Raw genomic sequence first — 21763 nt, forward strand, 5'->3', positions numbered from 1 at the left:
GCAGGTCCCTTATGACAGATATTCGTACGGCAACGTCTTAATGCGACGCTCAGAAGCTCAATGCAGAGCGCGATAAGACATGTAGCATGCCCCATATGGCTGTGACGAAGATCGAGATCACACCGAGCAGTTGCACCCAGAAGCGATATCGCAGCATTGCACGACACAGTTTCGGACCGTGCAAGGCTTCACGCTCGATGCGGAAGGACAAGCGCAATTCCAGCAACCGCACCAGCATCATCGGAAAAATCAGGAAGAACACCGCCTGTGCAATTTCCAGCCAATACACAAATGCCAGCATGACGATCAATGTCAGAAGCGCTGCGGAAAACCCGACGATCCAATGGCCGGCCCGCCGCATGAGCGACAGTTTTCGCCGCACGTGAATGCCAACCAGCATTTGCAGGTCATCCAGATTCTGTCCGGCATCCTTGCGCGCACGCATGATCAGATCAAAAGAGGCGCCCAGTACAAACTGGCTGGCCGCCGACCAGTACAGCGCAAGCACGATCCAGAACCAGACCGACGAAAAAGATCGCATGTCAATCAGGCTGAAGATGTTTTCCAGAAAAGCCAAAATGCCTTTGCCCTGCTGCTGCCTGCCTTGTCCCTACATGCAACGCCGCGCAAGGCAGCGCAAGCAGACAAAACCCGGCGCGTGGTGGAAACACGCTTCAAAAGGTGGCGCTACCATTGGAAGATTGCGCTAACGACATTCCATGTGACGGTTTTCGCCCTTTTTTCGACAGCTTGTGCTGGCTATACCGACCCCAACGGCACAGCGCGGAGTATCTGGGATGACCATCACAATCGGGATTAACGGTTTCGGGCGGATCGGACGTTGCACCTTGGCGCACATAGCCGAAAGCGCACGCAATGACGTCGAGGTGGTGAAGATCAACGCGACCGGGCCGATCGAGACCAACGCCCATCTTCTGAAATATGACTCGGTTCATGGCCGCTTCCCCGGATCGATCCGGGTTGATGGCGACACGCTGGATCTGGGGCGCGGGCCGATCAAGGTCATGTCAACCTATGACCCGAACGAGCTGGATTGGGACGGCGTTGATGTGGTGATGGAATGCACCGGCAAATTCAATGACCGTGACAAGGCGGCGGTTCACCTGTCACGCGGTGCCAGCCGCGTGCTGGTGTCAGCCCCTGCAAAGAACGCCGACGCGACCATCGTTTACGGCGTGAACCACCGCCTGCTGCGCCCCGAGCATCTGGTCGTATCGAATGGATCATGCACAACCAACTGTCTTGCCCCGCTTGCCAAGGTGTTGAATGACGCGATTGGCATTGAATCGGGGATCATGACCACCGTGCACAGCTATACTGGCGACCAGCCTACACTGGACCGCCGCCATAAGGACTTGTATCGCGCGCGCGCAGCCGCCATGGCAATGATCCCCACCTCGACCGGGGCCGCGAAAGCCTTGGGCGAAGTGCTGCCGGAACTGGCGGGCAAGCTGGACGGAACCGCCCTGCGCGTGCCCACCCCGAATGTCAGCGCGGTCGATCTGACCTTTCAGGCTGCCCGTGATGTGACGGTAGAGGATGTGAACGAGATCGTGCGCGAAGCCGCAGCCGGGGCAATGGGCGCTGTGCTGTCCTATGACCCGGAACCGAAAGTCTCCATCGACTTCAATCATACGCCCTATTCCTCCATCTTTGCCCCGGATCAGACCAAGGTTGTGGGCCGCCGCACTGTGCGCGTGCTGGCGTGGTATGACAATGAATGGGGCTTTTCGTGCCGCATGGCCGATGTCGCCGCCGCAATGGGGCGCCTGATTCACTAAGCGCGATCCAGATATCTGAACCTCTCAGACCCCGTCAGCCCGCTGGCGGGGTCTTTGATTGTGATGATTTGTCGCCTTTCATCATCTGCGCATGCAAGATATATATTCACAAAATCAAAGAGGTCTATTCATGCGCCATATTGCCCTGTCCCTGCTTGCAGTGTTTCTGTTTATTACACCCGCGACAGCGCAGCAGGTATATACGGCGGAACCATCAGCACAGCAGTTACAGGACGTGCCGGTCTTGCTTGTCGATATTCGTCAGCCGCAAGAATGGGTCGAAACTGGCGTCTTGCCAAATGCATTACTTCTGACTTTCAATGGTCCGGCAAGTTTTCTGCAACAGTTGCAGCCCCATCTGCAACCGGGCCAACCCGTCGCCCTGATTTGCCGGACAGGAAACCGCACTGCACGCGCCGCGCAAATGATCGCCCCGTCACTCGATGTGCCTGTGATTGACGTGGCCGGTGGTATTTTCCGGCTTTTGGACGCAGGCTATCAGCCTGCTACCCCCACACGCGCACAGGGCTGCACTATCTGCTAATATGCTATGGTATGAGCTGTGTTACAGGCTTGAATTCTGGCGGTGCTTTGTGTTAGCGCAAACACACCTATACGCGAGGAGAGGACAATGACCACACGTCTTGCAATCAACGGGTTTGGCCGGATCGGGCGACTTGTGCTGCGCGCTCTGGTAGAGCAGCAGAGCAATGATCTTGAGATCGTCGCGATCAACGATCTTGGCCCGGTCGAAAGCAATGCGCATTTGCTTCGGTTCGACTCGGTTCATGGTCGTTTTCCATCCGAGGTGACTGTGAATGGCAACAGTATTGATGTCGGGCGCGGCCCCATCAGAGTCACATCAGAGCGCAACCCCGCAGACCTGCCTTGGGACGATATTGATATCGTTCTGGAATGCACTGGTATCTTTACGGATGCCGATAAGGCCGGGTTGCATCTGTCGCGCGCAGGCAAGGTGCTTGTGTCGGCACCATCAAAAGGCGCGGACAAAACCATCGTTTACGGTGTCAATCATGACAGCCTGACGGCAGGCGACAGGATTGTGTCAAACGGGTCCTGCACAACCAATTGTCTGGCCCCTGTGGCCAAGGTGCTGAACGATGCGGTCGGTATTTCGCGCGGGTTCATGACCACGATCCACAGCTATACCGGCGACCAGCCCACCTTGGACACGATGCACAAAGACATGTATCGCGCCCGCGCCGCCGCCATGAGTATGATACCCACAAGCACAGGGGCGGCCAAGGCTGTTGGTCTGGTTCTGCCTGAGTTGGCAGGCAAACTTGACGGTGTTGCGATCCGCGTCCCCACGCCGAACGTCTCGGCGGTGGACCTGACATTTGAGGCTGCGCGCGATGTCACTGTTGAAGGCATCAACGATGCGATCATTGCTGCCGCCAAATCTGGCCCACTGAAAGGCGTGCTCGGCGTGACCGATCAGCCCAATGTCTCGACGGATTTCAATCACGACCCACATTCGTCAATCTTCCATCTGGACCAGACCAAAGTTTTAGAGGGGCGCATGGTGCGTATCCTCGCCTGGTATGATAATGAGTGGGGCTTTTCAAACCGGATGCTAGACACCGCCTTGGCGATGGCAAAAGCCAGCTAATTCCTTGTATTTCAAACGCATAAGGCCGCATTTCTCAAATGCGGCCTAGTTTATTTGTGCCGTTAGTCATCCTCTCAGGGTGAGAGTTTTTTACATAGCAGCGCTAACATATGCGCTGGCCGCAACTCGGGCTTGCAGACCTGACCATTGCGCTGCGCCGCAGCATGGCCCATCTTCAAGGTCAAAGAGAGATCAGGTTTACAACTATGGAGGTCGCAATGACACTTCTTCAACGCATCCAGAACCGCTTGCGCAAGCGCGCAGCCTATAGCCGCACGAAATCAGCGCTGCGAAACATGCCGCTGGAAGTCGCGATTGATCTGGACCTGTACAAGCCCGATGCTGACAAGATCGCGGCGCGTGCGGTGTACGGACACTAGGCCCATCATCCCGGGCGAACGCTTTCAGCTGGCCGCATATCTTGCCAACAACGCTTCGCGGATTGGGGGAGAGACGAATTTTGACACATCTCCCCCAAGACGCGCGATTTCCTTGACCAGCTTTGACGCAATCGCCTGATGGCGGGCCTCTGCCATCAGAAACACCGTCTCGATACTGTCATCCATCGCGCGGTTCATTCCAACCATCTGGAATTCATACTCGAAATCGGTGACGGCACGAAGTCCGCGAATGATGATGGACGCGCCCACATCACGCGCGCAGTCGATCAGCAGGTTCTCGAACGGATGGGCCACAATCTCGACCCCGGTGCTTTCATTAAGATCAGCGACTTCTGCCTCGATCATTGCAACGCGTTCTTCCAGTGTGAACAGCGGGCCCTTATCCCGATTGATCGCAACGCCGATAACCAGCCTGTCGACAAGCTGCGCGGCGCGGGTGATGATATCACGATGGCCCAGCGTCAGCGGATCAAAAGTTCCCGGATACAGTCCGATGCGCATCCGCATCTCCCCTCATGTCTTCTGTGCTGAGGGGACGCAACTATATTGCGCGCCGATATGCAAGCCGATTGCTGCGAAATGCCGCACTCAATACCCCATGATCATGCCGGTCAGCGCATCTTTTTCCAACTGCAACTCTGACAACTTGGCCGCGACCACATCCCCGATCGAGATCAGACCAATCATTTCATCGCCCTTCATGACCGGAAGGTGGCGAAAGCGCTTTTGCGTCATCGTTTGCAAAACCAGATCCGTGCTGTCCTCCAGGCTGCATCCGAAAACACTGCGCGTCATCACGTTGTCAACGCTTTCGGTCAGACACGCCTCACCGCGTTTGGCCAGTTCGCGCACAATGTCACGTTCCGACAAAATTCCGGCAACGCTTTTTCCATCCACCGATACGACCACCGCACCAATACGCTTGTCCGCCAACATCTTGGCAGCATCGGCCAGCGATGTGCCGGGGCTGATGGTAACGACACCCTCATGGGGCTTGTTGCGGATGATCTGGCTGACAAGCATGAAACGAACCTCCCGTTTGTGGTCACGCAGTATAGCTGGAACTGCGACATTCTGTCCAAGGTCCGCTAGTCACGCCCTCTGTGTCAAGTGCAATAAAGCCCCATTGAGCTGGATAACGATTCTTGCGATCAAAACCAGTTCAGGCACAAGCATCGCCGTCATCAGCTACAGGACTTGCCTCCCAATCGGGTTGTTGCCGGGTTTTCGCCCGGGCGACCGCAGGTCTGCCCCGCCTTACAGGTAGCGTTCGGTCAGAGGTTTTTCGCCACGGATCAGGCGGGCATGTTCCTGAATGGCGAAACGATCTGTCATTCCAGACACGTAATCCGCCACAATCCGCGCCAGTTCAGTGTCGCTATAGGCCGCATCCATATCCTGCCGCCATTCAGCAGGCAAAAGGTCCGGCTGCTTCATGAACAACGGGAACAACTCTCGCACCATCGTCGTCACCTGGGCGCGCATTTCGACCACCGATGGCGCACGATACATCCTGTTGAACAGGAATTGCCGGATGACCTTCAATTCGCGGAACAACCGGTCAGAAAACCGAATGATCGTCAGGTTCAGATCACGAATATCCTGTGCGTGGGTCAGATTGGCCGGACCCAGCCGTGTATCAGCCACCAGCAAGACATCCTCGACCATCACCCCAAAGACACGGCGCAAGGCCTCGTGCCGGCGGCGCATGACGTCAAGGCCGGGGTAAAGCCTGTCCACCTCGGCAAAGGCCGGTCCGGTGATTGGCAGCTCCATCAGGTCAGCCTCGGTAAACAGGCCAGAGCGCAGGCCATCATGCAGGTCGTGGTGATTATAAGCAATGTCGTCGGCAATGGCGGCCACCTGCGCCTCGGCACTGGCATAGCCGTGCAACTCCAGATCAAATGCTGCATTGCATTCGACAAGTGCGTAAGGAAGGGCATCGCCTTTCAACGGGGCTCCATCCTCATGCGCGACGGGTCCGTTATGTTTGGCAATTCCTTCCAGCGTTTCCCATGTCAGGTTCAGACCGTCAAAATCAGCGTAATGGCGCTCCAGCAAGGTGACGATGCGCAATGCCTGTGCATTGTGGTCAAATCCCCCATAAGGGGCCATCAGGTCGCTCAGGGCATCTTCACCTGTATGGCCGAAAGGGGGATGGCCCAGATCATGCGCCAGCGCGATGGCTTCGGCCAGATCCGTATTCAGCCCCAGCGCCCCTGCAAGGGTCCGCGCGACCTGCGCCACTTCAATGGAATGGGTCAGGCGGGTGCGGTAGTAATCCCCTTCATGCTCTATGAAAACCTGTGTCTTATGCTTCAGTCTGCGAAAGGCGCTGGAATGGATAATCCGATCACGGTCACGCTGAAAAGCAGAGCGGAAGGTGCTCATCGCTTCGGGGTGCAACCGCCCCCGCGAATCTTCGGGCCGCGTAGCATAGGGTTTGAGCATTTCATCTCCAGCCATCTTGTCGAACGCTGCCTGTTCGCTTATATCAGAGCAAAGTAATCGGAAATAGAAACAGGAACATCATGGCCCTGACCCTGCCTCCCCGTGTGAGTGACCGAGCCTTTGCCCGTCTGGCCGAGATTGCCGAAGATACGGGCGAGGTCAAGGCCCTGCGCGTCGCTGTTGATGGCGGCGGGTGTTCCGGTTTTCAATATGATATCCGATTTGACGAACCCAGCGCGGATGATCTTGTTCTGGAAAAAGACGGTCAGAAAGTCCTGATTGATCCAGTGTCGCTGCCCTTTCTGGAAAATGCCGTTGTCGATTTTGCTGAAGAACTGATCGGATCGCGCTTTGTCATCGACAATCCGAATGCCTCGTCCAGTTGCGGCTGTGGCATCAGCTTCTCTATGTAGTTTGCCCGCAAATCGAACATAACGGAAAGTTTGTTCCCGAGTGATGCGCCACAGGTTGACCTCAGGATAAGACTGGCCCACCTTCAGCCCAAAGTCGGTTGGGAGGGCTGAGATTGAAACCGGAAGCTATCACCTCAAGCTATCGCCGTTGGGCGCCAATTTATGATTTCACATTTGGCCGGATCACCAATACCGGTCGTCGCCATGCCACCAAAGTTGCGAACACCATCGGCGGGCGCGTTCTGGAAGTCGGCGTGGGCACCGGATTGGCCCTGCCCTATTACAACCCGTCTGTCGAAGTGACCGGTATTGATTTCTCCGAAGACATGCTGATCCGCGCCCGCGCCAAGGTCGCGGAAGAGAAGCTTGGCCATGTCCGCGAATTACGCCAGATGGATGCGCGCGAGCTGGATTTCCCCGATGCGAGTTTCGACACAGTTGTGGCGATGCACCTGATCTCGGTCGTTCCCGACCCAGAGAGGGTCATGGCTGAAATGGCGCGGGTGTGCAAACCCGGCGGACAGATTTTGCTGGTCAATCATTTTGCGCGCGATGAAGGCTGGCTTGCCTGGTTGGAACGCAAATTTGCCCCTTTTGCCGACTGGATGGGGTGGCATTCCAATTTCCCGAAAGATCGTGTGCTTGGCGTGCAGGAGCTACAACTTATGGAAGACAAGCCTTTGACCAGCCTTGGCATGTTTACATTCCTGCGCATGGAGAAAGCGGCTTGAGGGCAGATCGCATCGCATAGCCTGTTGCCCTGGTCGCTCAGGGATTGAGTTGCAAAGCTGCCCTCGCCAGTTTCGGGCCGATATCCAAGCCCAGCTTCGCGCATTGGCGCACGATTACCGGCAGTGTCGCTCAAGCCAGGGGTTGCCCCCCTGCGCTTGCTGACCTAAACAATTTCCTGAACAGCAAGAGCAAGGCCGCATGACAGACACCAGTGCAGCGCAGCAGGATCGCGCAAAATCCAGAAACATGAGCGCGCTGCGTGGGCTGTGGCCATTTATCCGTCCCTATACCGGGTTGCTTATGGTCGCGCTCCTTGCGCTTGTGGCGACGGCGGCAATCACGCTGACGCTACCTCTGGCAGTGCGGCGCGTGGTCGACGGGTTCGAGGCGCGCGAAATGGCCTTGCTGAACCAGTATTTCGCAGGCGCCTTCGGGCTTGCGGGATTGCTGGCTTTGGGAACAGGCCTGCGCTATTACTTCGTCACACGTCTGGGCGAACGTATCGTCGCCGACATTCGCAAGGCCCTGTTTGCCCGCGTGATCGACCGCAGCCCCGCTTTTTATGAGCGGATCATGACCGGCGAGGTGCTGTCGCGTCTGACCACAGATACAACGCTTATTCAATCGGTCATCGGGTCTTCAGTCTCGATCGCTTTGCGCAATGCGCTGATGCTGATTGGCGGGTTGATCCTGCTGGGGCTGACCTCGGCCAAGTTGATGGGCTTCGTGTTGTTGATGGTCCCTGTCATCATCGTGCCGATTGTGGTGATGGGGCGCAAGCTGCGCAGGCTTTCACGCGAGAATCAGGACTGGATCGCGGCCAGTTCCGGCAATGCCTCGGAAGCGCTGAGCGCGGTTCAGACCGTTCAGGCCAACACGCACGAGGCCGCAAGCCGCGCGGCCTTTGATCGTGTCACCGAAACCAGCTTCGATGTAGCACGGCGGCGCATCTTCACCCGCGCGCTGCTGACCGTAATCGTGATCTCGCTTGTGTTTACAGGCATTCTGGGCACGCTCTGGGTTGGCGCGCGTGATGTGGCCGCCGGGGTGATGACGCCGGGGGAACTGGCGCAATTCGTGATCTATGCTGTCATCGTAGCAGGGTCTGTTGGGGCGCTTTCGGAAATCTGGTCGGAATTGCAGCGCGCCGCAGGTGCGACCGAGCGTTTGATCGAGCTTCTTACTGCCGAAGACGCGGTGCAAGACCCGGTCGCACCCATGCCCCTGCCCAAGCCCACACGCGGTGCCGTGCAATTTGACGCAGTCACCTTTCAATACCCCACGCGCCCCGGCCAGCAGGCGCTGGATAATGTCACTTTGACAGTCTCGCCCGGAGAAACTGTTGCATTGGTTGGCCCGTCGGGCGCGGGCAAGACCACAATCCTGCAATTGCTGATGCGATATTATGACCCTATTTCTGGCCATATCCGTATTGATGGCATGGATTTGCGCGACATGGCGCGCAGCGACTTCCGCCGCGCGATTGCGCTGGTGCCGCAAGACCCGGTGATCTTTGCCACTTCGGCAATGGACAACATTCGGTTTGGCCGTCCGGGTGCCTCTGACAGCGAAGTTATCGCCGCCGCACGCGCGGCACATGCAGATGTTTTCCTGAAACAGCTTCCCAACGGGTATGATACAGAATTGGGCGAACGCGGTGTCATGCTTTCGGGCGGACAGAAACAGCGAGTCGCCATCGCGCGGGCCATCCTGCGCGATGCCCCAATCCTGTTGCTGGATGAAGCGACCAGCGCGCTCGACGCCGAATCCGAAGCCGCAGTGCAGCGCGCAGTCGATCACCTGTCCAAGGGCCGCACCACGATTGCCATCGCGCATCGTCTGGCAACCGTGAAACAGGCTGACCGAATCGTAGTCTTTGATGAAGGGCGCATAGTCGCCACTGGGACGCATGACGAACTGGTCGCGCAAGGTGGTCTTTACGCCCGGCTTGCGCGTCTGCAATTCACAGCCGAACGTGCCGCCTGAGCGCAGCATGACAGCGCAGACTGAGGTCGCAGTGATCGGGGGCGGCATCGTCGGGCTGGCTTGCGCGCTTCAGCTCCGTGATCAGGGTCATGAGGTCTCACTGATTGCGCCGGAAGATGACGAGACGGGTGCCTCTTATGGCAATGCTGGTGTGATTGCAGATTATGCGGTCATGCCTGTAGGCACCCCTGATGTGCTGCGCAACCTGCCCTCGCTTCTGTTCAATCGCGACAGCCCGCTGGCGATCCGGCCCAGTGCCGCACTCAGCCTGGCACCATGGCTGGTGCGTTTTGCCCGCGAATCCCTGCCCCGCCGCGCAGAGGCCAATGCGCGCGCCATCGCGGCCCTTCTGGCGCCGACCCCCAATGCTTGGCGCGACATGGCCGAGCGGATTGGCTGCACAAGCCAACTCAAGCCATTAGGGTCACTCTACTTTTTTGAAACAGAGGCAGAGCGCCGCGCCGCAGATTTCCGTCCCTACCGTGCATTGGGCGTCGAGGTCGAGCAGATCAGCCGCGACGAATTGGGCCAGTTACAGCCCGGCCTGCCCGCGCATGTCGGCGCTGGCGCCGCGTTTTTCCCGCGCACGGTGACGCTGGATGACCCAACCGCCGTGTTACGCCTGTTGCGCGACAGCGTCGATGCGGCAGGAGTGCAGCGGATAGAGGGCCATGTCAGCCGCTTGCACCGCGATTCGGGATGCGTGCGGCTGAGCGGTCCCGACTTCGCCCTGTCGGCCCGGAAGGTAGTTCTGGCCGCAGGGGCATGGTCCAAGAACCTGGCTGCAATGGCGGGCGACCGCGTGCCGCTGGACACCGAACGCGGCTATCATCTCGAATATGACAGCCCCGCGCCAAGCCTGATCCGCCAGATGACACCCGTGTCGCGCGGGTTCTATTTCTGCCCAATGGCGGGGCGGCTGCGGGTTGCGGGCACTGTCGAGTTGGGTGGGCTGAAAGCGCCGCCCTCACCGCATCGTTGGACGGTCATGGAACGCGGTGCGCGCGCCATCCTGCCAGACTTGCCAGAACCGGACCGCCGCTGGATGGGCTTTCGCCCGTCCCTGCCCGATTCGCGGCCGGTGATCGGCCCCTCACGCAGCGGCGGGGATGTTATCCATGCCTATGGGCACGGGCATCTGGGCCTGACACTAGCCCCTGTCACAGCAAGAATCGTGGCCGATCTGATCGGAGGGCGCGCACCAGAGATGGATATAACCCCCTACCGCCCTGACCGCTTCTGAAGCACGGTTCCTGCAATCGTTGTCACCAGAAAGATCATGGCCGCAAACACCACGATTGAGGGGCCAGACGGCGTATCTTGCAAAAGCGAAAGCTGCAATCCACCCCAGACAGACAGTCCGCCAATGATAATGGCCCCGAGCGCCATGCTTTCGGGCGAGCGTGCAAAATTGCGCGCGGCTGCCGCCGGAATGATCAGCAAGGCCGCAATCAGAAGCGCGCCGACGATCTTCAACGCCACCGCCACCACAACAGCTAGCGCCAGCGTCAGCACCAATCGTTCATGCCCCGGATTGATCCCAGAGGCATGGGCCAGATCTTCGTTCAATGTTGCAGTCAACAGGGCTGCCCACCGCCACAGGATCAACCCCAGAACCAGGAATGAACCCGTCGCAATCACCGCAAGGTCAAACCGTGACACCGCCAGAATATCGCCGAACAGATAGGCCGACAGATCAACCCGCACCGCAGGCAGAAACGACACCGCCACCAGACCGAAAGCCAGCGCCGAATGCGCCAGTACACCAAGGGTCGTGTCCATGGCCCAGCCGCGCCCGGCCAAGACGGAAACGATCATCGCCATCACCAGCGCAACAACCATTGTTCCAATGAAAATACTGATCTGAAAGCCTAGCGCCAGCGCCACGCCAAGGATCGCCGCATGGGCCGTCGCATCGCCGAAATACGCCATGCGCCGCCAGACCACGAAACAGCCCAGCGGCCCTGTTGCCAGCGCAACTGCCAAACCCGCAAGTGTCGCACGAAGCATGAAATCATCCAGCATGATGGGCGTGGTCCTCTTCGTGGTCGTGATTGTGGTCGTGATCATGTTCATGATCGTGGCTATGCTGATATAGCGCCAGCGCCCCACCCGTCCCCAGACCAAACAGGGCGCGGTATTCCGGGGCCGCGCGCACGACATGCGGCGCGCCTTCACAGCAGACATGGCCGTTGATGCAGATCACTCGGTCCGAGGCCGACATCACCACATGAAGGTCATGACTCACCGACAGGACAGCACAGCCGATTTCGCGCCTGACTTCATCAATCAGGCGGTAAAAGCTGGCAACACCGGGCTGGTCCAGCCCTGCGGTGGGTTCATCCAGCATCAGGATATCCGGTTTCACCAGAAGCGCGCGGGCCAGCAGAACCCGCTGAAACTGCCCGCCTGAAAGTGTCGCCATGTTCTGGCGTGCCACATCAGGCACGCCCACGCGTTCCAGCACAGTGGCAATCTCGGATGTGCTGCGCCGCTTTGGCAGTGACAGAAACCGCGAGACCGGCAGAGGCAATCCGGGGTCTATGTGCAGGCGTTGCGGCACATACCCCACACTCACCCCCTTTGCCCGGGTGACGCGCCCGCGCGAGGGGGCAACGACCCCCAGAAGCGCGCGCAAAAATGTGGTCTTGCCAGATCCATTCGGCCCGACAATCGTCACGATCTCGCCGCGCTCCAGCTGGAAATCAATATCGAACAGAACCTTGCGCCCGCCATAGCTGACGCCCAAGCCTACCGCTGAAATCAGGCTCACGCTTGCGCCCCCTGACAAGCGCGACACAACCCGACCGCTTCGATCGTTGCACGATCAAGCGCAAATCCTGCTGCATCGGCCGCGGCACTCAGCGCGGCATTGACCGCACCGGCCTGCGCCTCGGTCACACTGTCGCAGGATTCGCAAATCAGAAAGGCCGCGCGATGGTCTTCGCTGGGCTGCGCGCAGGCCGTAAATGCATTCAGCCGCCTGATCCGATGTGCCAGCCCATTCTCTACCAGAAAGTTCAATGCTCGATAGGCAACCGGAGGCTGCGTGCCAAAACCCTCCGCCGCCAGCCGCTCCAACACATCATATGCACCAAGGGCCCCATGCGCCTGAAGCAGGATTTCCAAGGTTCGCCGGCGCACAGGGGTCAGGCGCACCCGTCGGTCTTTTGCGCGGGCCTCGGCCAGATCAAGAATTGCCTGCACATTCGCTGTGCCACTATGGCTGGCACAGCAAAAACCACCCTGCCTTGCATGCTCTGTCATCATTGCCGCCTTGACTGTTATGATATAACGTTAGATAGGTCTTGGGATGATATAACACAAGGAGGACAGGATGCGCTACTCACTCGCGCTGGCTTGCGCCATGATGGCCACACCAATTGCCGCCAAGGACTTGAATGTTGTTACCGACTTTGCGGTGACCCATTCTCTGGTATCGATGGTGATGGGTGATGTAGGCAATGCTGAAGTGTTGCTTGACCGCGGTGGTGACCCGCATTCGTTTCAACTTCGCCCCTCTCAGGCCAGATCCCTGGCCGATGCAGACCTGATTTTCTGGGTGGGTGAAGAGCTGACGCCCTGGATGGCACGCGCACTGGCAGGGATAGAGGCACAAGGCGATGTTGTGACGCTGATCGAGGCGGAAGGGCTGCATTTGCAAGACTTTGCACTTGGCCACGGCCACAGCCACGACCATGACGACCATGGGCATGACCACGATGATCACGGCCATTCTCATGATGACCACGGCCACAGCCACGACGATCACGGCCATTCCCATGATGACCACGGCCACAGTCACGACGATCACGGCCATTCCCATGATGACCACGGCCACAGTCACGACGATCACGGCCATTCCCATGACGGTCTTGACCCGCACGCGTGGATGAACACCGGAAATGTGAAGATCTGGCTGGACCTGATCGCAGAGGAACTGGCTGAACATGACCCGGAAAACGCCGCGACCTACCGCGCAAATGCCGAAGCCGCGCGCGCTGAAATTGCCGATCTTTCGACAGAGATAACTGCAATTCTGGAACCTGTGGGCGCCGCACCTCTGGTCATGTTCCATGATGCCTATGGCTATATGATGGACCAGTTCGGGGTCAATGTAGCAGGGACGATCGCACTGGGTGACGCAGCCGCTCCGGGGGCCCAACGCCTCAGCGAATTGCGGGCGCAACTGCAGGAAGGGGGCGCTGTCTGCATCTTCCCAGAGGTCAATCACAGTTCGCGCTATATCGATATGGTGGTTGAAGGCACGGGTGTGCGTGTTGGCGCAGAACTGGACCCTGAAGGCGTGTTGCTGGAACCTGGTGCAGATCTTTATCCGACGCTGATGCGAAACATCGCACAGGCGATGGCCAATTGCGTCGCAGGGTAGTCGGCGCAAAATACTGGACGCCAAGGCCCGCAAGGGTTAGGTCTGGCCCTGAAAGATCAAGGGCCAGACCATGACAGACCTTCCCCCTCTCAAGCTTTATCTTGCCGCCCCGCGCGGGTTTTGCGCAGGCGTGGACCGTGCCATCAAGATTGTCGAAATGGCATTGGAGAAATGGGGCGCGCCTGTCTATGTCCGCCACGAAATCGTGCATAATAAATATGTTGTGGACGGGTTGCGCGCTAAAGGCGCTGTCTTTGTCGAGGAACTCGACGACTGCCCGCTGGATCGTCCGGTGATCTTTTCCGCCCATGGTGTGCCGAAATCAGTGCCCGAGGCCGCACAGGCCCGCCAGATGCTGTATGTGGACGCAACCTGCCCGCTGGTCAGCAAAGTGCATATCGAGGCCGAGCGCCACCATGCAAACGGCTTGCAGATGGTCATGATCGGGCATGAAGGCCACCCTGAAACGATCGGCACGATGGGACAACTGCCAGAAGGCGAGGTGCTGCTGGTCGAAACGCCCGAGGATGTGGCCATGCTGGATGTACGCGACCCCGCGAAGCTGGCCTTCATTACCCAGACCACCCTTTCGGTCGATGATACTGTAGGAATCGTCGCGGCCCTGAAAGCGCGCTTTCCCGCGATCATCGGTCCGCATAAAGAAGATATCTGCTACGCGACAACCAACCGGCAAGAAGCAGTCAAGGCAATTGCACCTAAGATCGACGCGCTGTTGGTCATCGGGGCGCCCAATTCCTCGAACTCGCAGCGACTGGTTGAAGTGGGGCGCGCCAAGGGCTGCACTTATGCACAGCTTGTGCAGCGCGCAACCGAGATTGACTGGCGTGCGCTGTCGGGCATCGGGTCGGTCGGCATTACTGCGGGCGCGTCGGCACCGGAAGAACTGGTGAATGAAGTGATCGACGCGTTCCGCGCGCGCTATGCTGTTACAGTCGAACTGGTCGAAACAGCGAAAGAGCGCGTCGAATTCAAGGTCCCGCGCGTGTTGCGCGAAACGGCATGATCCCGCGTCCCGCGCTATTGCTCGGCCTTTCGGGGCTGCTGCCGTTCATCTGGGGTGTCGCGACACTTTTGTCCCCCGCACTGGCGCAGACCACGCTGGACCTGATCGGTCCGCGCTTTACCGGGCCATATGTCCTGATCGCTTATGGGATCGTCATCCTTGGGTTTATGTCGGGGGTGTTATGGGGCTTTGCCGCGCGCGGGGCGGAAACAGCCTGGACCGGCTATGCTTTATCAGTCGGCCCTGCGCTATGGGCATTCTTTTTCGTTGGCGGGGGGCCGACACAGGCATTGACCGCTTTGATCACGGGCTTTGTCATCTTGCTGGTTATTGATTTGCAATTCAGCCGCTGGGGCCTGACCCCGCATTGGTGGATGCCGTTGCGACTGATTCTGACAAGCGCGGTCGTGCTATGTCTGGCGGCAGGTCTCTGGCTGGGGTAAGGCTGTGCACTAGGTGCGATGTAAGCCATGAAAGACCAGACAATGAAGCTTTACTCCATGCCGTCTTCTGGCAACAGCTACAAAGTGCGGCTGCTTCTGGGGCTGCTGGGGCGGGAAGATGTGGAACGCATAGATGTTGAATACGGCTCTGCCACGTTAGAACGCGCACATGCTGATGGGCGACTGCCCTTTGGCAAGACGCCGGTTCTGGAGTTGGACGACGGTATACTTTTGCCCGAGTCAAACGCGATTCTGTCTTATCTGGGGCAAGGCAGCCCGTTTGTTCCGACCGACCCTGTGGTCCATGCTCAAATGTTGTCCTGGATGTTCTGGGAACAGAACCAGCATGAAGGCGTAATTGCCGTGCGCGCCGCTTTGCTGAACTATCCGCACCGCAAGGCACAGGCGACACCAGAGCGCCTGGCGGAACTGCTGGTCAGTGGCACTGGCCTGTTGCAGATCATGGACGACCATCTGAGCGCGCGCGACTGGCTAGTGGGCAACGCCCCAAGCCTCGCCGATCTCTGCCTCTATGCCTACACGCACACGGCAGAGTCGCGCGGGGGCTTCGATCTGACGCCTTTCGCGGGCCTGCGCGGCTGGATCGCGCGCGTGGCAGCGTTGCCCGGATATGTGGGGCTGTGATGCCTGATCTTGTCGCCTACACTGACGGAGCCTGCTCAGGCAACCCCGGCCCCGGTGGCTGGGGCGTGTTGATGCGTGCCATGCGCGGTACAGAGATCATCAAGGAACGCGAACTATCGGGCGGAGAGCACGAGACGACAAATAATCGCATGGAGTTGATGGCCGCAATCTCGGCGCTGGAGGTGCTGGACCGGCCAAGCGAAATTACCATCGTCACCGACAGCGCCTATGTGAAGAACGGCGTGACAGGCTGGATTCACGGCTGGAAGCGCAATGGATGGCGCACATCAAACAAGAAGCCTGTCAAGAATGTCGAACTCTGGCAGCGCCTTGACGAAGCGCAAGCGCGACACAAGGTGACATGGGAATGGGTCAAGGGCCATGCAGGCCACCCGGAAAATGAACGCGCCGATGAACTCGCCCGCGCCGGGATGGCCCCATACAAACCTGCGAAGAATACATCATGACCTTGCTCCAAGGCCTTGATTATGCATCCGTATTCATTTTTGGCCTGACAGGGGCACTGGCAGCCAGCCGTGCGCAGCTGGATATTGTGGGCTTTGTGTTCTTGGCATGTTTGACTGCTGTTGGCGGCGGCACGTTGCGCGATGTCATCCTGAACCGCGATGCCGTGTTCTGGGTGGCCGATCCGGGAATGATCCTCTCTGGCTGTATCGCAGCGGTTCTTGTTTTCTTCACAGCCCATCTGCTGGAATCTCGCCTGCGTGCGCTGGAATGGCTGGATGCGCTTGCGCTTGGAGTTGCTGTGCCAGCCGGTGTCGGCGTCGCGCTTGGAATGACGCAAACCTGGCCGATTGTGGTCATCATGGGCATTGCGACAGGCACTTTCGGCGGGTTGATGCGCGATGTGGTCTGCAATGAGGTGCCGCTGATCCTGAAAAAGGGCGAGTTATACGCAACTGCGGCATTCGCGGGTGCCTTGGCTGCGGTTCTTGTGACCCTGCTTGGCGGCTCAACGCTTGTCGCACTGCTTGCATGCGGCGTGACAACCTTTGCGCTACGCGCGGGTTCCTTGCTGTTTGGGTGGTGCCTGCCCGTTTACAAAAGCCGCCCCCCGCGCAGCTAGGCGCCCGTTCAGCGCCGCCCCTGATATTGCTGCCACAGCCAAAGCAATACCAGCGAGCCCAGCAATGCCAGCACGAATGCGCCAACCCAACTGGCCGAGGTCATCATAAACCGAAAGCCCATACCACCCACCACAGCCCCCAACACACCGATGACCATTGCTGTCGGTAGGTCTGTGTCCATCCGCATCAGTCGTGTGGCCAAAACACCTGCCAAAGCCCCGATGACGACCAGCAAGATGACCGGCATAACCTAATGCCCTACCTGAGCCGCAATCTCGGCCCGCGAAAGGCGTCCGCGGTCTGTCGCGGATTTCAACTGACCACACGCGGCCATGATATCTTCGCCACGCGGTGTGCGGATGGGGCTGGCATAACCCGCCTTGTGGACAATGTCAGAGAATGCCTCGATCCGCGCCCAGTCCGACCGTTGATAAGGCGCGCCTGGCCATTCGTTAAACGGAATCAGGTTGATCTTTGCTGGAATGCCCGCGATCAGCTTGACCAGACGGCGCGCATCAGCGTCACTGTCGTTGACATCCTTCAGCATCACATATTCGAACGTAATCCGCTCGGAATTAGACAGGCGCGGATATTCACGAAGAACGTCCAGCAATGCCTTGATATTCCAGCGCCTGTTGATTGGAACGAGTTTGTCACGCACCTCATCGGTTGTTGCGTGGAAGCTGATGGCAAGCAGACACCCAATCTCGCTTGCAGTGCGCGCAATCTCTGGCACCACCCCAGAAGTGGACAAGGTGATCCGACGGCGAGAGATCGAAAGCCCCTCGCCATCCATCACGACTTTCATTGCGTCGCGTACATTGTCGAAATTATACAGCGGCTCGCCCATACCCATCAGAACGACATTGCTTACAAGGCGAGATTCATCCTTGGGCGCGCCGGGAACAGGCCATTCACCCAGATCATCACGCGCGACCAGAACCTGGCCGACGATTTCCGCCGGCGTCAGGTTGCGGACCAGTTTCTGAGTGCCAGTGTGGCAGAAAGTACATGTCAAAGTACAGCCAACTTGTGAAGAAATACAAAGTGTTCCACGGCTTTCTTCAGGTATGTAGACCGCTTCGACCTCGTGCCCGCCCGCAATGCGCAACAGGTATTTTCTTGTGCCATCTTCCGAAACCTGACGGGTCACGATTTCAGGGCGCGAAATTTCGAAATTCTCGGCAAGCTGGGCGCGATAGGCTTTTGCAAGATTGGTCATAACCCCGAAATCCTGCACACCCCAGTGATAGATCCACTGCCAGATCTGCCCCACACGCATCTTGGCCTGTTTTTCCGGGGTGCCCATTGCGATCAGGGCCTCCGCCATCTGGTCGCGGGTCATACCCACAAGATTGCGCTTGCTCCCCTCTGCCGGTTTACGCGGCAGGGTCAGAACGTCCTGTGTGATCGGGGCATCTAAGCGCATACCGGCCTCTTTTCGGTTGAAACATTCATGGCATATAGCAAAGCCGCCCAGGTTTTACAGCCCGGGCGGCGCGAAATTCGCTGACCAGCGCTGATTATTCAGCGCATTGGCGCGACGCTTCTTGTGATGCCGCAGTAAAACCGAACAGCGAGAAGGTGTCGCGCGTATTCGTCCCGCGCGATGACCGGGCAGATACGACAGCATCTGCGCCTGCACGCATCGCAGCAAAAATACGCTGGTCTTCCTCAGGCGATCCCGCCCAAGCCCATTCACCATCCACAAAGAGTTGGAACTCATTTGAGCCGATGGTCACATCAACAGTCGAATCTGCTGCGAAAGGATAGCCGCCAGTGAATGAAATTTCGGGTGTATCGCTACCTGGGCGATATGTGGCAAATAGCAAAATATCACCGCGCCTTACCTGAACAGGCTGGCCACCACGCGTGTTGACAGTTTCGCGCGGCGCGGAAACTGTCCAGCATTCCTTCGGGCTCTCCTCGACGAAGACGCTCCAATCCGTTTCTGCTGCGACGCGATTGCTGGATTCCTGTGCCTGTACAGCCGAGGCAAGCCCTGCCCCGTATACACCTGCGGCCAGTGCAAGCGTCGATCCGAATTGCCTCAGTGACATCATTTGCTGCCATGCCTCCAATTGACCCGGCCCCGATTTTGCGCCACGCATGCCGATAGCATTCCCGCAGCGAGTGGACCTTCCATGATGTGTCTTATCGTCTAGATGGCGGAAATTCAAAGCCCCATTGGCAATAAATCGCGCAGGCGTGAGCAGTTGTGCAGCAGGAGAGAATGAAATGAGCAACAAAATGCCGAGCAATCCCAGCATCGACACTGGCGCTGTGCCACTGGTCGAATTATGGCGCGGCGACATTTTGGAAAGTCTGCATCGGGGACATGCAGTCGTCATGCGCCCCACAGGCGAAATTGTCGAAAGCTGGGGGCAGGCAGATGCAGTGATCTACCCCCGTTCAAGCTGCAAGATGGTTCAGGCGCTGCCCTTGCTGGAATCGGGTGCAGGGCGCGATCTGCTACCAGAGCACCTTGCGCTGGCCTGCGCCTCGCACCAAGGGGCAGAGATACATGTGGCCCGTGTTGCAAAATGGCTGGCAGATATCGGTTTGGGAGAAAGCGACCTTCGATGCGGCTGCCAGGACCCGCAGGATATCGCGCAGCGCGACCACCTGATCAAGACTGACCGCCAGCCCTGCCAATTGCATAATAACTGCTCGGGCAAACATGCCGGTTTTCTGACGCTTAACCGTCACCTTGGTGATGATCCCGAATATACACTGCCGGACCATCCGGTTCAGCAAGCCGTGCGTCAGACATTCGAAGAGGTGACAGGCATGACCTCACCCGGATTCGGCATAGACGGTTGTTCCGCGCCAAATTTTGCGACCAGCCTGTCTGCACTGGCCTTTGCCATGGCGCAATTTGCGGCCGCATCTGAAACGGGTGACGGTCGGTCGCGGGCAATGACCGCGCTTCGAGAGGCCATGATCCAGCACCCGGATCTGGTTGCAGGCGAAACACGCGCCTGCACTGATTTGATGCGCGCAATGGGTGGGCGCGCTGCGATTAAAACCGGGGCAGAAGCGGTATTTGTGGCGATCCTGCCCCAGCAGGGCCTCGGGATTGCGCTAAAGATCGTTGACGGCGGTGTTCGCGCAGCAGAAGCGGCGATCACAGCACTTTTGATCCGACATGGTGTGCTAAGTCCGGAACACCCCATTGTCCAAAAATATCTTGGCCCCCTGTATAGCAGGCGCGGTTTGCACGCTGGGCATGTCTGCACCGCACCGGGTTTTTCATGACAGGACTGTGATGGAGCAAATCGTGCTGCAACGCGGCGAGTTGCCTTTTACAACATCTCGCCTTGGTATATGCAGTGAAGCTTTTAAGGAGGGAATGCCACCATGTTCAGGTTTCTGTTCGGCAACAAAGCCAGCGCAGCGCAAATGAAGCGTGAAACACAACGCGAAACGATCGAGCGGGCACAGAAAGAAATCAACGAGATACTTGCAACGCTGACACCCAAGGCGCGAATCACAATTTACCCTGAAGAAGGTACTTTCGCCATCGAGCTTCCAGAACAGATGCCGGATGAAGCGAAAGCCCTGCCTGCGCCCACGACCGAGACGGCGGGCTGACAACAGGCATCTGGGCCTGATCAAACGCTCTCGTTCGTTACGCGCAATGCAAAACGCCCGCTGCGAAAGCTGCGGGCGTTTTGTTGTGATATATACTCGAAATCAGCGCTTCGAGAACTGGAAGCTACGACGTGCTTTCGCCTTGCCGTATTTCTTACGCTCCACAACACGGCTGTCGCGTGTCAGGAAGCCCGCGGCTTTCAGCGACCCACGCAGAGCCGGGTCAAACAGTTGCAACGCTTTCGAGATACCGTGCTTGACAGCACCGGCCTGCCCCGAAAGTCCACCGCCCTTGACCGTTGCATTCACATCGAACTGGTCAACAACGCCTGCAACCTGAAACGGCTGACGCAGGATCATTTGCAAGACCGGGCGCGCAAAATATTCGCTCATCTGCTTGCCATTGACAGTTACCTTGCCAGAACCGGGCTTGATCCAGACGCGGGCAACCGCATCCTTGCGCTTGCCTGTTGCATAGGCACGGCCCAGGTCGTCACGAACGGGTTCGCGTGCAGGCGCTTCATCTTCAACCGGCGTAACGGCGGATTTCAGATCGTCGAGGGTTTTGAGATCTTCAGCCATGATCATGCACTCCGCGTATTTTTCTTGTTCATCGCGCGCACATCCAGCACTTCCGGCTGCTGTGCCTCATGCGGATGTTCCGTACCCGCATAGACGCGCAGATGCGTCATCTGCTGACGCGACAATGGCCCACCGGGCAGCATGCGCTTCACGGCCTGCATCACCACGCGTTCGGGGAAGCGCCCCTCTAGAATCTGGCCCGTGGTGCGCGATTTGATCCCGCCCGGATAGCCAGTGTGCCAATAGTTCGGCTTGTTGCGCTTGTTGCCCGTCAACTGCACCTTGTCGGCGTTGATGACGATAACATTGTCGCCCATATCCATATGGGGTGTGAAAGAAGCCTTGTGCTTGCCGCGCAAGCGCATGGCGATGATCGAGGCGAGGCGGCCCAGCACGATGCCTTCGGCATCGATGATGATCCATTTCTTCTCGATCTCTCCTGCTTTGAGAGAGTAGGTTTTCATGTCGTGACCCTGACGTAAGTGATCCATTATTGCGCATCTCAGCGCGATGGCCCGCTTTTATTGATTTCAAAGGCCAAGTCAAGGGCCTGATGTTCCATTTAATACAGCAAAAACA

28 protein-coding genes are annotated in these 21763 nt (G+C 58.2%); 16 read left to right on the plus strand and 12 right to left on the minus strand.

Annotation, left to right across the window (positions count from 1 at the left end; all coding sequences use genetic code 11):
* Positions 1 to 49: 49 nt before the first annotated feature.
* On the minus strand, positions 50 to 541 hold the full coding sequence (locus tag EV660_RS06885; protein WP_071482157.1) for a hypothetical protein: 492 nt from the start codon (positions 539 to 541) through the stop codon (positions 50 to 52).
* A gap of 256 nt (positions 542 to 797) precedes the next feature.
* Here EV660_RS06885 and gap (EV660_RS06890) point away from each other — a divergent pair, with 256 nt between their 5' ends.
* From gap (EV660_RS06890) to EV660_RS18585, 4 genes are all read left to right on the plus strand, one after another.
* Positions 798 to 1802 carry a type I glyceraldehyde-3-phosphate dehydrogenase gene (gap, locus tag EV660_RS06890; protein ID WP_071480971.1) on the plus strand — a complete coding sequence of 335 codons (1005 nt, stop codon included), beginning with the start codon at positions 798 to 800 and terminating at the stop codon, positions 1800 to 1802.
* A 130-nt stretch (positions 1803 to 1932) separates the two neighbouring features.
* Positions 1933 to 2346 (plus strand): rhodanese-like domain-containing protein, encoded by a 414-nt coding sequence (locus EV660_RS06895; protein ID WP_071480972.1) that lies wholly within the window; start codon positions 1933 to 1935, stop codon positions 2344 to 2346.
* 87 nt (positions 2347 to 2433) lie between these two features.
* Positions 2434 to 3435, plus strand: a complete 1002-nt coding sequence (gene gap, locus EV660_RS06900; RefSeq protein ID WP_071480973.1) for a type I glyceraldehyde-3-phosphate dehydrogenase — start codon at positions 2434 to 2436, stop codon at positions 3433 to 3435.
* A 218-nt stretch (positions 3436 to 3653) separates the two neighbouring features.
* Positions 3654 to 3815 (plus strand): hypothetical protein, encoded by a 162-nt coding sequence (locus tag EV660_RS18585; RefSeq protein ID WP_168800291.1) that lies wholly within the window; start codon positions 3654 to 3656, stop codon positions 3813 to 3815.
* A 24-nt stretch (positions 3816 to 3839) separates the two neighbouring features.
* Here the strand turns inward: EV660_RS18585 and coaD are convergent, their stop codons facing one another.
* The 3 genes from coaD to EV660_RS06915 form a co-directional block, all read right to left on the minus strand.
* Complete coding sequence (gene coaD / locus EV660_RS06905) at positions 3840 to 4337, minus strand: pantetheine-phosphate adenylyltransferase (RefSeq protein WP_071482158.1); 498 nt, start codon at positions 4335 to 4337, stop codon at positions 3840 to 3842.
* A gap of 87 nt (positions 4338 to 4424) precedes the next feature.
* Positions 4425 to 4859, minus strand: a complete 435-nt coding sequence (locus tag EV660_RS06910; protein WP_071480975.1) for a CBS domain-containing protein — start codon at positions 4857 to 4859, stop codon at positions 4425 to 4427.
* 234 nt (positions 4860 to 5093) lie between these two features.
* Positions 5094 to 6287: a deoxyguanosinetriphosphate triphosphohydrolase gene (locus EV660_RS06915; protein WP_071482159.1), complete on the minus strand. Its 1194-nt coding sequence runs from the start codon at positions 6285 to 6287 to the stop codon at positions 5094 to 5096.
* Positions 6288 to 6373: 86 nt separating this feature from the next.
* On the opposite strand from EV660_RS06915, the gene EV660_RS06920 reads away from it, so the two are divergent.
* From EV660_RS06920 to EV660_RS06935, 4 genes are all read left to right on the plus strand, one after another.
* Complete coding sequence (locus tag EV660_RS06920; RefSeq protein ID WP_071482160.1) at positions 6374 to 6700, plus strand: HesB/IscA family protein; 327 nt, start codon at positions 6374 to 6376, stop codon at positions 6698 to 6700.
* Between the two features lie 113 nt (positions 6701 to 6813).
* The gene (locus EV660_RS06925) at positions 6814 to 7431 is read left to right on the plus strand and encodes a class I SAM-dependent methyltransferase (protein WP_071480976.1); all 618 of its coding nucleotides are present in this window, start codon (positions 6814 to 6816) and stop codon (positions 7429 to 7431) included.
* Between the two features lie 199 nt (positions 7432 to 7630).
* Positions 7631 to 9418 carry an ABC transporter transmembrane domain-containing protein gene (locus EV660_RS06930; RefSeq protein WP_071480977.1) on the plus strand — a complete coding sequence of 596 codons (1788 nt, stop codon included), beginning with the start codon at positions 7631 to 7633 and terminating at the stop codon, positions 9416 to 9418.
* A 7-nt stretch (positions 9419 to 9425) separates the two neighbouring features.
* Complete coding sequence (locus EV660_RS06935) at positions 9426 to 10661, plus strand: NAD(P)/FAD-dependent oxidoreductase (protein WP_071482161.1); 1236 nt, start codon at positions 9426 to 9428, stop codon at positions 10659 to 10661.
* Here the strand turns inward: EV660_RS06935 and EV660_RS06940 are convergent.
* From EV660_RS06940 to EV660_RS06950, 3 genes are read right to left on the minus strand one after another with little or no spacing between them, the layout of a single operon-like run.
* A complete protein-coding gene (locus EV660_RS06940; protein ID WP_071480978.1) occupies positions 10640 to 11443 on the minus strand; it encodes a metal ABC transporter permease in 804 nt (267 codons plus the stop codon). The two genes, EV660_RS06935 and EV660_RS06940, sit on opposite strands and share 22 nt — an antisense overlap.
* Positions 11433 to 12191: a metal ABC transporter ATP-binding protein gene (locus EV660_RS06945; protein ID WP_071482162.1), complete on the minus strand. Its 759-nt coding sequence runs from the start codon at positions 12189 to 12191 to the stop codon at positions 11433 to 11435. Before EV660_RS06945 ends, EV660_RS06940 begins: the two co-directional genes overlap by 11 nt.
* Complete coding sequence (locus EV660_RS06950; RefSeq protein ID WP_084634913.1) at positions 12188 to 12688, minus strand: transcriptional repressor; 501 nt, start codon at positions 12686 to 12688, stop codon at positions 12188 to 12190. Before EV660_RS06950 ends, EV660_RS06945 begins: the two co-directional genes overlap by 4 nt.
* 67 nt (positions 12689 to 12755) lie before the next feature.
* On the opposite strand from EV660_RS06950, the gene EV660_RS06955 reads away from it, so the two are divergent.
* From EV660_RS06955 to EV660_RS06980, 6 genes are all read left to right on the plus strand, one after another.
* The gene (locus tag EV660_RS06955) at positions 12756 to 13808 is read left to right on the plus strand and encodes a zinc ABC transporter substrate-binding protein (protein ID WP_100319165.1); all 1053 of its coding nucleotides are present in this window, start codon (positions 12756 to 12758) and stop codon (positions 13806 to 13808) included.
* A 70-nt stretch (positions 13809 to 13878) separates the two neighbouring features.
* Positions 13879 to 14832 carry a 4-hydroxy-3-methylbut-2-enyl diphosphate reductase gene (gene ispH, locus EV660_RS06960; RefSeq protein WP_071480981.1) on the plus strand — a complete coding sequence of 318 codons (954 nt, stop codon included), beginning with the start codon at positions 13879 to 13881 and terminating at the stop codon, positions 14830 to 14832.
* Positions 14829 to 15275, plus strand: a complete 447-nt coding sequence (locus tag EV660_RS06965) for a DUF3429 domain-containing protein (RefSeq protein WP_071480982.1) — start codon at positions 14829 to 14831, stop codon at positions 15273 to 15275. The genes ispH and EV660_RS06965 overlap by 4 nt, the downstream gene beginning before the upstream one ends.
* Positions 15276 to 15302: 27 nt before the next feature.
* Positions 15303 to 15920 carry a glutathione S-transferase family protein gene (locus tag EV660_RS06970; RefSeq protein WP_232727278.1) on the plus strand — a complete coding sequence of 206 codons (618 nt, stop codon included), beginning with the start codon at positions 15303 to 15305 and terminating at the stop codon, positions 15918 to 15920.
* The gene (gene rnhA, locus EV660_RS06975; protein WP_071480983.1) at positions 15920 to 16387 is read left to right on the plus strand and encodes a ribonuclease HI; all 468 of its coding nucleotides are present in this window, start codon (positions 15920 to 15922) and stop codon (positions 16385 to 16387) included. The genes EV660_RS06970 and rnhA overlap by 1 nt, the downstream gene beginning before the upstream one ends.
* A complete protein-coding gene (locus EV660_RS06980) occupies positions 16384 to 17007 on the plus strand; it encodes a trimeric intracellular cation channel family protein (RefSeq protein ID WP_071480984.1) in 624 nt (207 codons plus the stop codon). Before rnhA ends, EV660_RS06980 begins: the two co-directional genes overlap by 4 nt.
* Positions 17008 to 17015: 8 nt before the next feature.
* On the opposite strand, the gene EV660_RS06985 is transcribed toward EV660_RS06980, so the two are convergent.
* The 3 genes from EV660_RS06985 to EV660_RS06995 form a co-directional block, all read right to left on the minus strand.
* Entirely contained in the window at positions 17016 to 17255 is a 240-nt protein-coding gene (locus EV660_RS06985; protein ID WP_071480985.1) for a GlsB/YeaQ/YmgE family stress response membrane protein, read from the minus strand.
* A 3-nt stretch (positions 17256 to 17258) separates the two neighbouring features.
* A complete protein-coding gene (rlmN, locus tag EV660_RS06990) occupies positions 17259 to 18437 on the minus strand; it encodes a dual-specificity RNA methyltransferase RlmN (protein WP_071480986.1) in 1179 nt (392 codons plus the stop codon).
* Positions 18438 to 18531: 94 nt separating this feature from the next.
* Positions 18532 to 19062 (minus strand): invasion associated locus B family protein, encoded by a 531-nt coding sequence (locus tag EV660_RS06995; protein WP_375781716.1) that lies wholly within the window; start codon positions 19060 to 19062, stop codon positions 18532 to 18534.
* 184 nt (positions 19063 to 19246) lie between these two features.
* On the opposite strand from EV660_RS06995, the gene EV660_RS07000 reads away from it, so the two are divergent.
* Both EV660_RS07000 and EV660_RS07005 read left to right on the plus strand, forming a co-directional pair.
* Complete coding sequence (locus tag EV660_RS07000) at positions 19247 to 20266, plus strand: asparaginase (RefSeq protein WP_232727279.1); 1020 nt, start codon at positions 19247 to 19249, stop codon at positions 20264 to 20266.
* A gap of 102 nt (positions 20267 to 20368) precedes the next feature.
* Positions 20369 to 20602, plus strand: a complete 234-nt coding sequence (locus EV660_RS07005) for a hypothetical protein (protein WP_071480987.1) — start codon at positions 20369 to 20371, stop codon at positions 20600 to 20602.
* Between the two features lie 102 nt (positions 20603 to 20704).
* Here EV660_RS07005 and rpsI read toward each other — a convergent pair whose 3' ends face one another.
* Positions 20705 to 21184: a 30S ribosomal protein S9 gene (gene rpsI, locus EV660_RS07010; RefSeq protein ID WP_071482166.1), complete on the minus strand. Its 480-nt coding sequence runs from the start codon at positions 21182 to 21184 to the stop codon at positions 20705 to 20707.
* A gap of 2 nt (positions 21185 to 21186) precedes the next feature.
* Entirely contained in the window at positions 21187 to 21648 is a 462-nt protein-coding gene (rplM, locus tag EV660_RS07015) for a 50S ribosomal protein L13 (RefSeq protein ID WP_071480988.1), read from the minus strand.
* Positions 21649 to 21763 lie beyond the last annotated feature (115 nt).

The organism is Roseinatronobacter bogoriensis DSM 18756 (assembly GCF_004366635.1).
GTDB classification, from domain to species: domain Bacteria; phylum Pseudomonadota; class Alphaproteobacteria; order Rhodobacterales; family Rhodobacteraceae; genus Roseinatronobacter; species Roseinatronobacter bogoriensis.

Excerpts from the sequence above, each read along its gene's own strand:
- rplM (WP_071480988.1), bottom strand. The coding sequence starts at position 21,648 with ATGAAAACCTACTCTCTCAAAGCAGGAGAGATCGAGAAGAAATGGATC.
- EV660_RS06935 (WP_071482161.1), top strand. The coding sequence starts at position 9,426 with ATGACAGCGCAGACTGAGGTCGCAGTGATCGGGGGCGGCATCGTCGGG.
- EV660_RS06915 (WP_071482159.1), bottom strand. The coding sequence starts at position 6,287 with ATGCTCAAACCCTATGCTACGCGGCCCGAAGATTCGCGGGGGCGGTTG.
- rnhA (WP_071480983.1), top strand. The coding sequence starts at position 15,920 with ATGCCTGATCTTGTCGCCTACACTGACGGAGCCTGCTCAGGCAACCCC.
- EV660_RS07000 (WP_232727279.1), top strand. The coding sequence starts at position 19,247 with ATGAGCAACAAAATGCCGAGCAATCCCAGCATCGACACTGGCGCTGTG.
- EV660_RS06910 (WP_071480975.1), bottom strand. The coding sequence starts at position 4,859 with ATGCTTGTCAGCCAGATCATCCGCAACAAGCCCCATGAGGGTGTCGTT.
- ispH (WP_071480981.1), top strand. The coding sequence starts at position 13,879 with ATGACAGACCTTCCCCCTCTCAAGCTTTATCTTGCCGCCCCGCGCGGG.
- EV660_RS06885 (WP_071482157.1), bottom strand. The coding sequence starts at position 541 with ATGCGATCTTTTTCGTCGGTCTGGTTCTGGATCGTGCTTGCGCTGTAC.
- EV660_RS07005 (WP_071480987.1), top strand. The coding sequence starts at position 20,369 with ATGTTCAGGTTTCTGTTCGGCAACAAAGCCAGCGCAGCGCAAATGAAG.
- EV660_RS06965 (WP_071480982.1), top strand. The coding sequence starts at position 14,829 with ATGATCCCGCGTCCCGCGCTATTGCTCGGCCTTTCGGGGCTGCTGCCG.
- coaD (WP_071482158.1), bottom strand. The coding sequence starts at position 4,337 with ATGCGCATCGGACTGTATCCGGGAACTTTTGATCCGCTGACGCTGGGC.
- EV660_RS06955 (WP_100319165.1), top strand. The coding sequence starts at position 12,756 with ATGCGCTACTCACTCGCGCTGGCTTGCGCCATGATGGCCACACCAATT.
- rlmN (WP_071480986.1), bottom strand. The coding sequence starts at position 18,437 with ATGCGCTTAGATGCCCCGATCACACAGGACGTTCTGACCCTGCCGCGT.
- EV660_RS18585 (WP_168800291.1), top strand. The coding sequence starts at position 3,654 with ATGACACTTCTTCAACGCATCCAGAACCGCTTGCGCAAGCGCGCAGCC.
- gap (WP_071480971.1), top strand. The coding sequence starts at position 798 with ATGACCATCACAATCGGGATTAACGGTTTCGGGCGGATCGGACGTTGC.
- gap (WP_071480973.1), top strand. The coding sequence starts at position 2,434 with ATGACCACACGTCTTGCAATCAACGGGTTTGGCCGGATCGGGCGACTT.
- rpsI (WP_071482166.1), bottom strand. The coding sequence starts at position 21,184 with ATGGCTGAAGATCTCAAAACCCTCGACGATCTGAAATCCGCCGTTACG.
- EV660_RS06940 (WP_071480978.1), bottom strand. The coding sequence starts at position 11,443 with ATGCTGGATGATTTCATGCTTCGTGCGACACTTGCGGGTTTGGCAGTT.
- EV660_RS06985 (WP_071480985.1), bottom strand. The coding sequence starts at position 17,255 with ATGCCGGTCATCTTGCTGGTCGTCATCGGGGCTTTGGCAGGTGTTTTG.
- EV660_RS06930 (WP_071480977.1), top strand. The coding sequence starts at position 7,631 with ATGACAGACACCAGTGCAGCGCAGCAGGATCGCGCAAAATCCAGAAAC.
- EV660_RS06970 (WP_232727278.1), top strand. The coding sequence starts at position 15,303 with ATGAAAGACCAGACAATGAAGCTTTACTCCATGCCGTCTTCTGGCAAC.
- EV660_RS06950 (WP_084634913.1), bottom strand. The coding sequence starts at position 12,688 with ATGATGACAGAGCATGCAAGGCAGGGTGGTTTTTGCTGTGCCAGCCAT.
- EV660_RS06895 (WP_071480972.1), top strand. The coding sequence starts at position 1,933 with ATGCGCCATATTGCCCTGTCCCTGCTTGCAGTGTTTCTGTTTATTACA.
- EV660_RS06980 (WP_071480984.1), top strand. The coding sequence starts at position 16,384 with ATGACCTTGCTCCAAGGCCTTGATTATGCATCCGTATTCATTTTTGGC.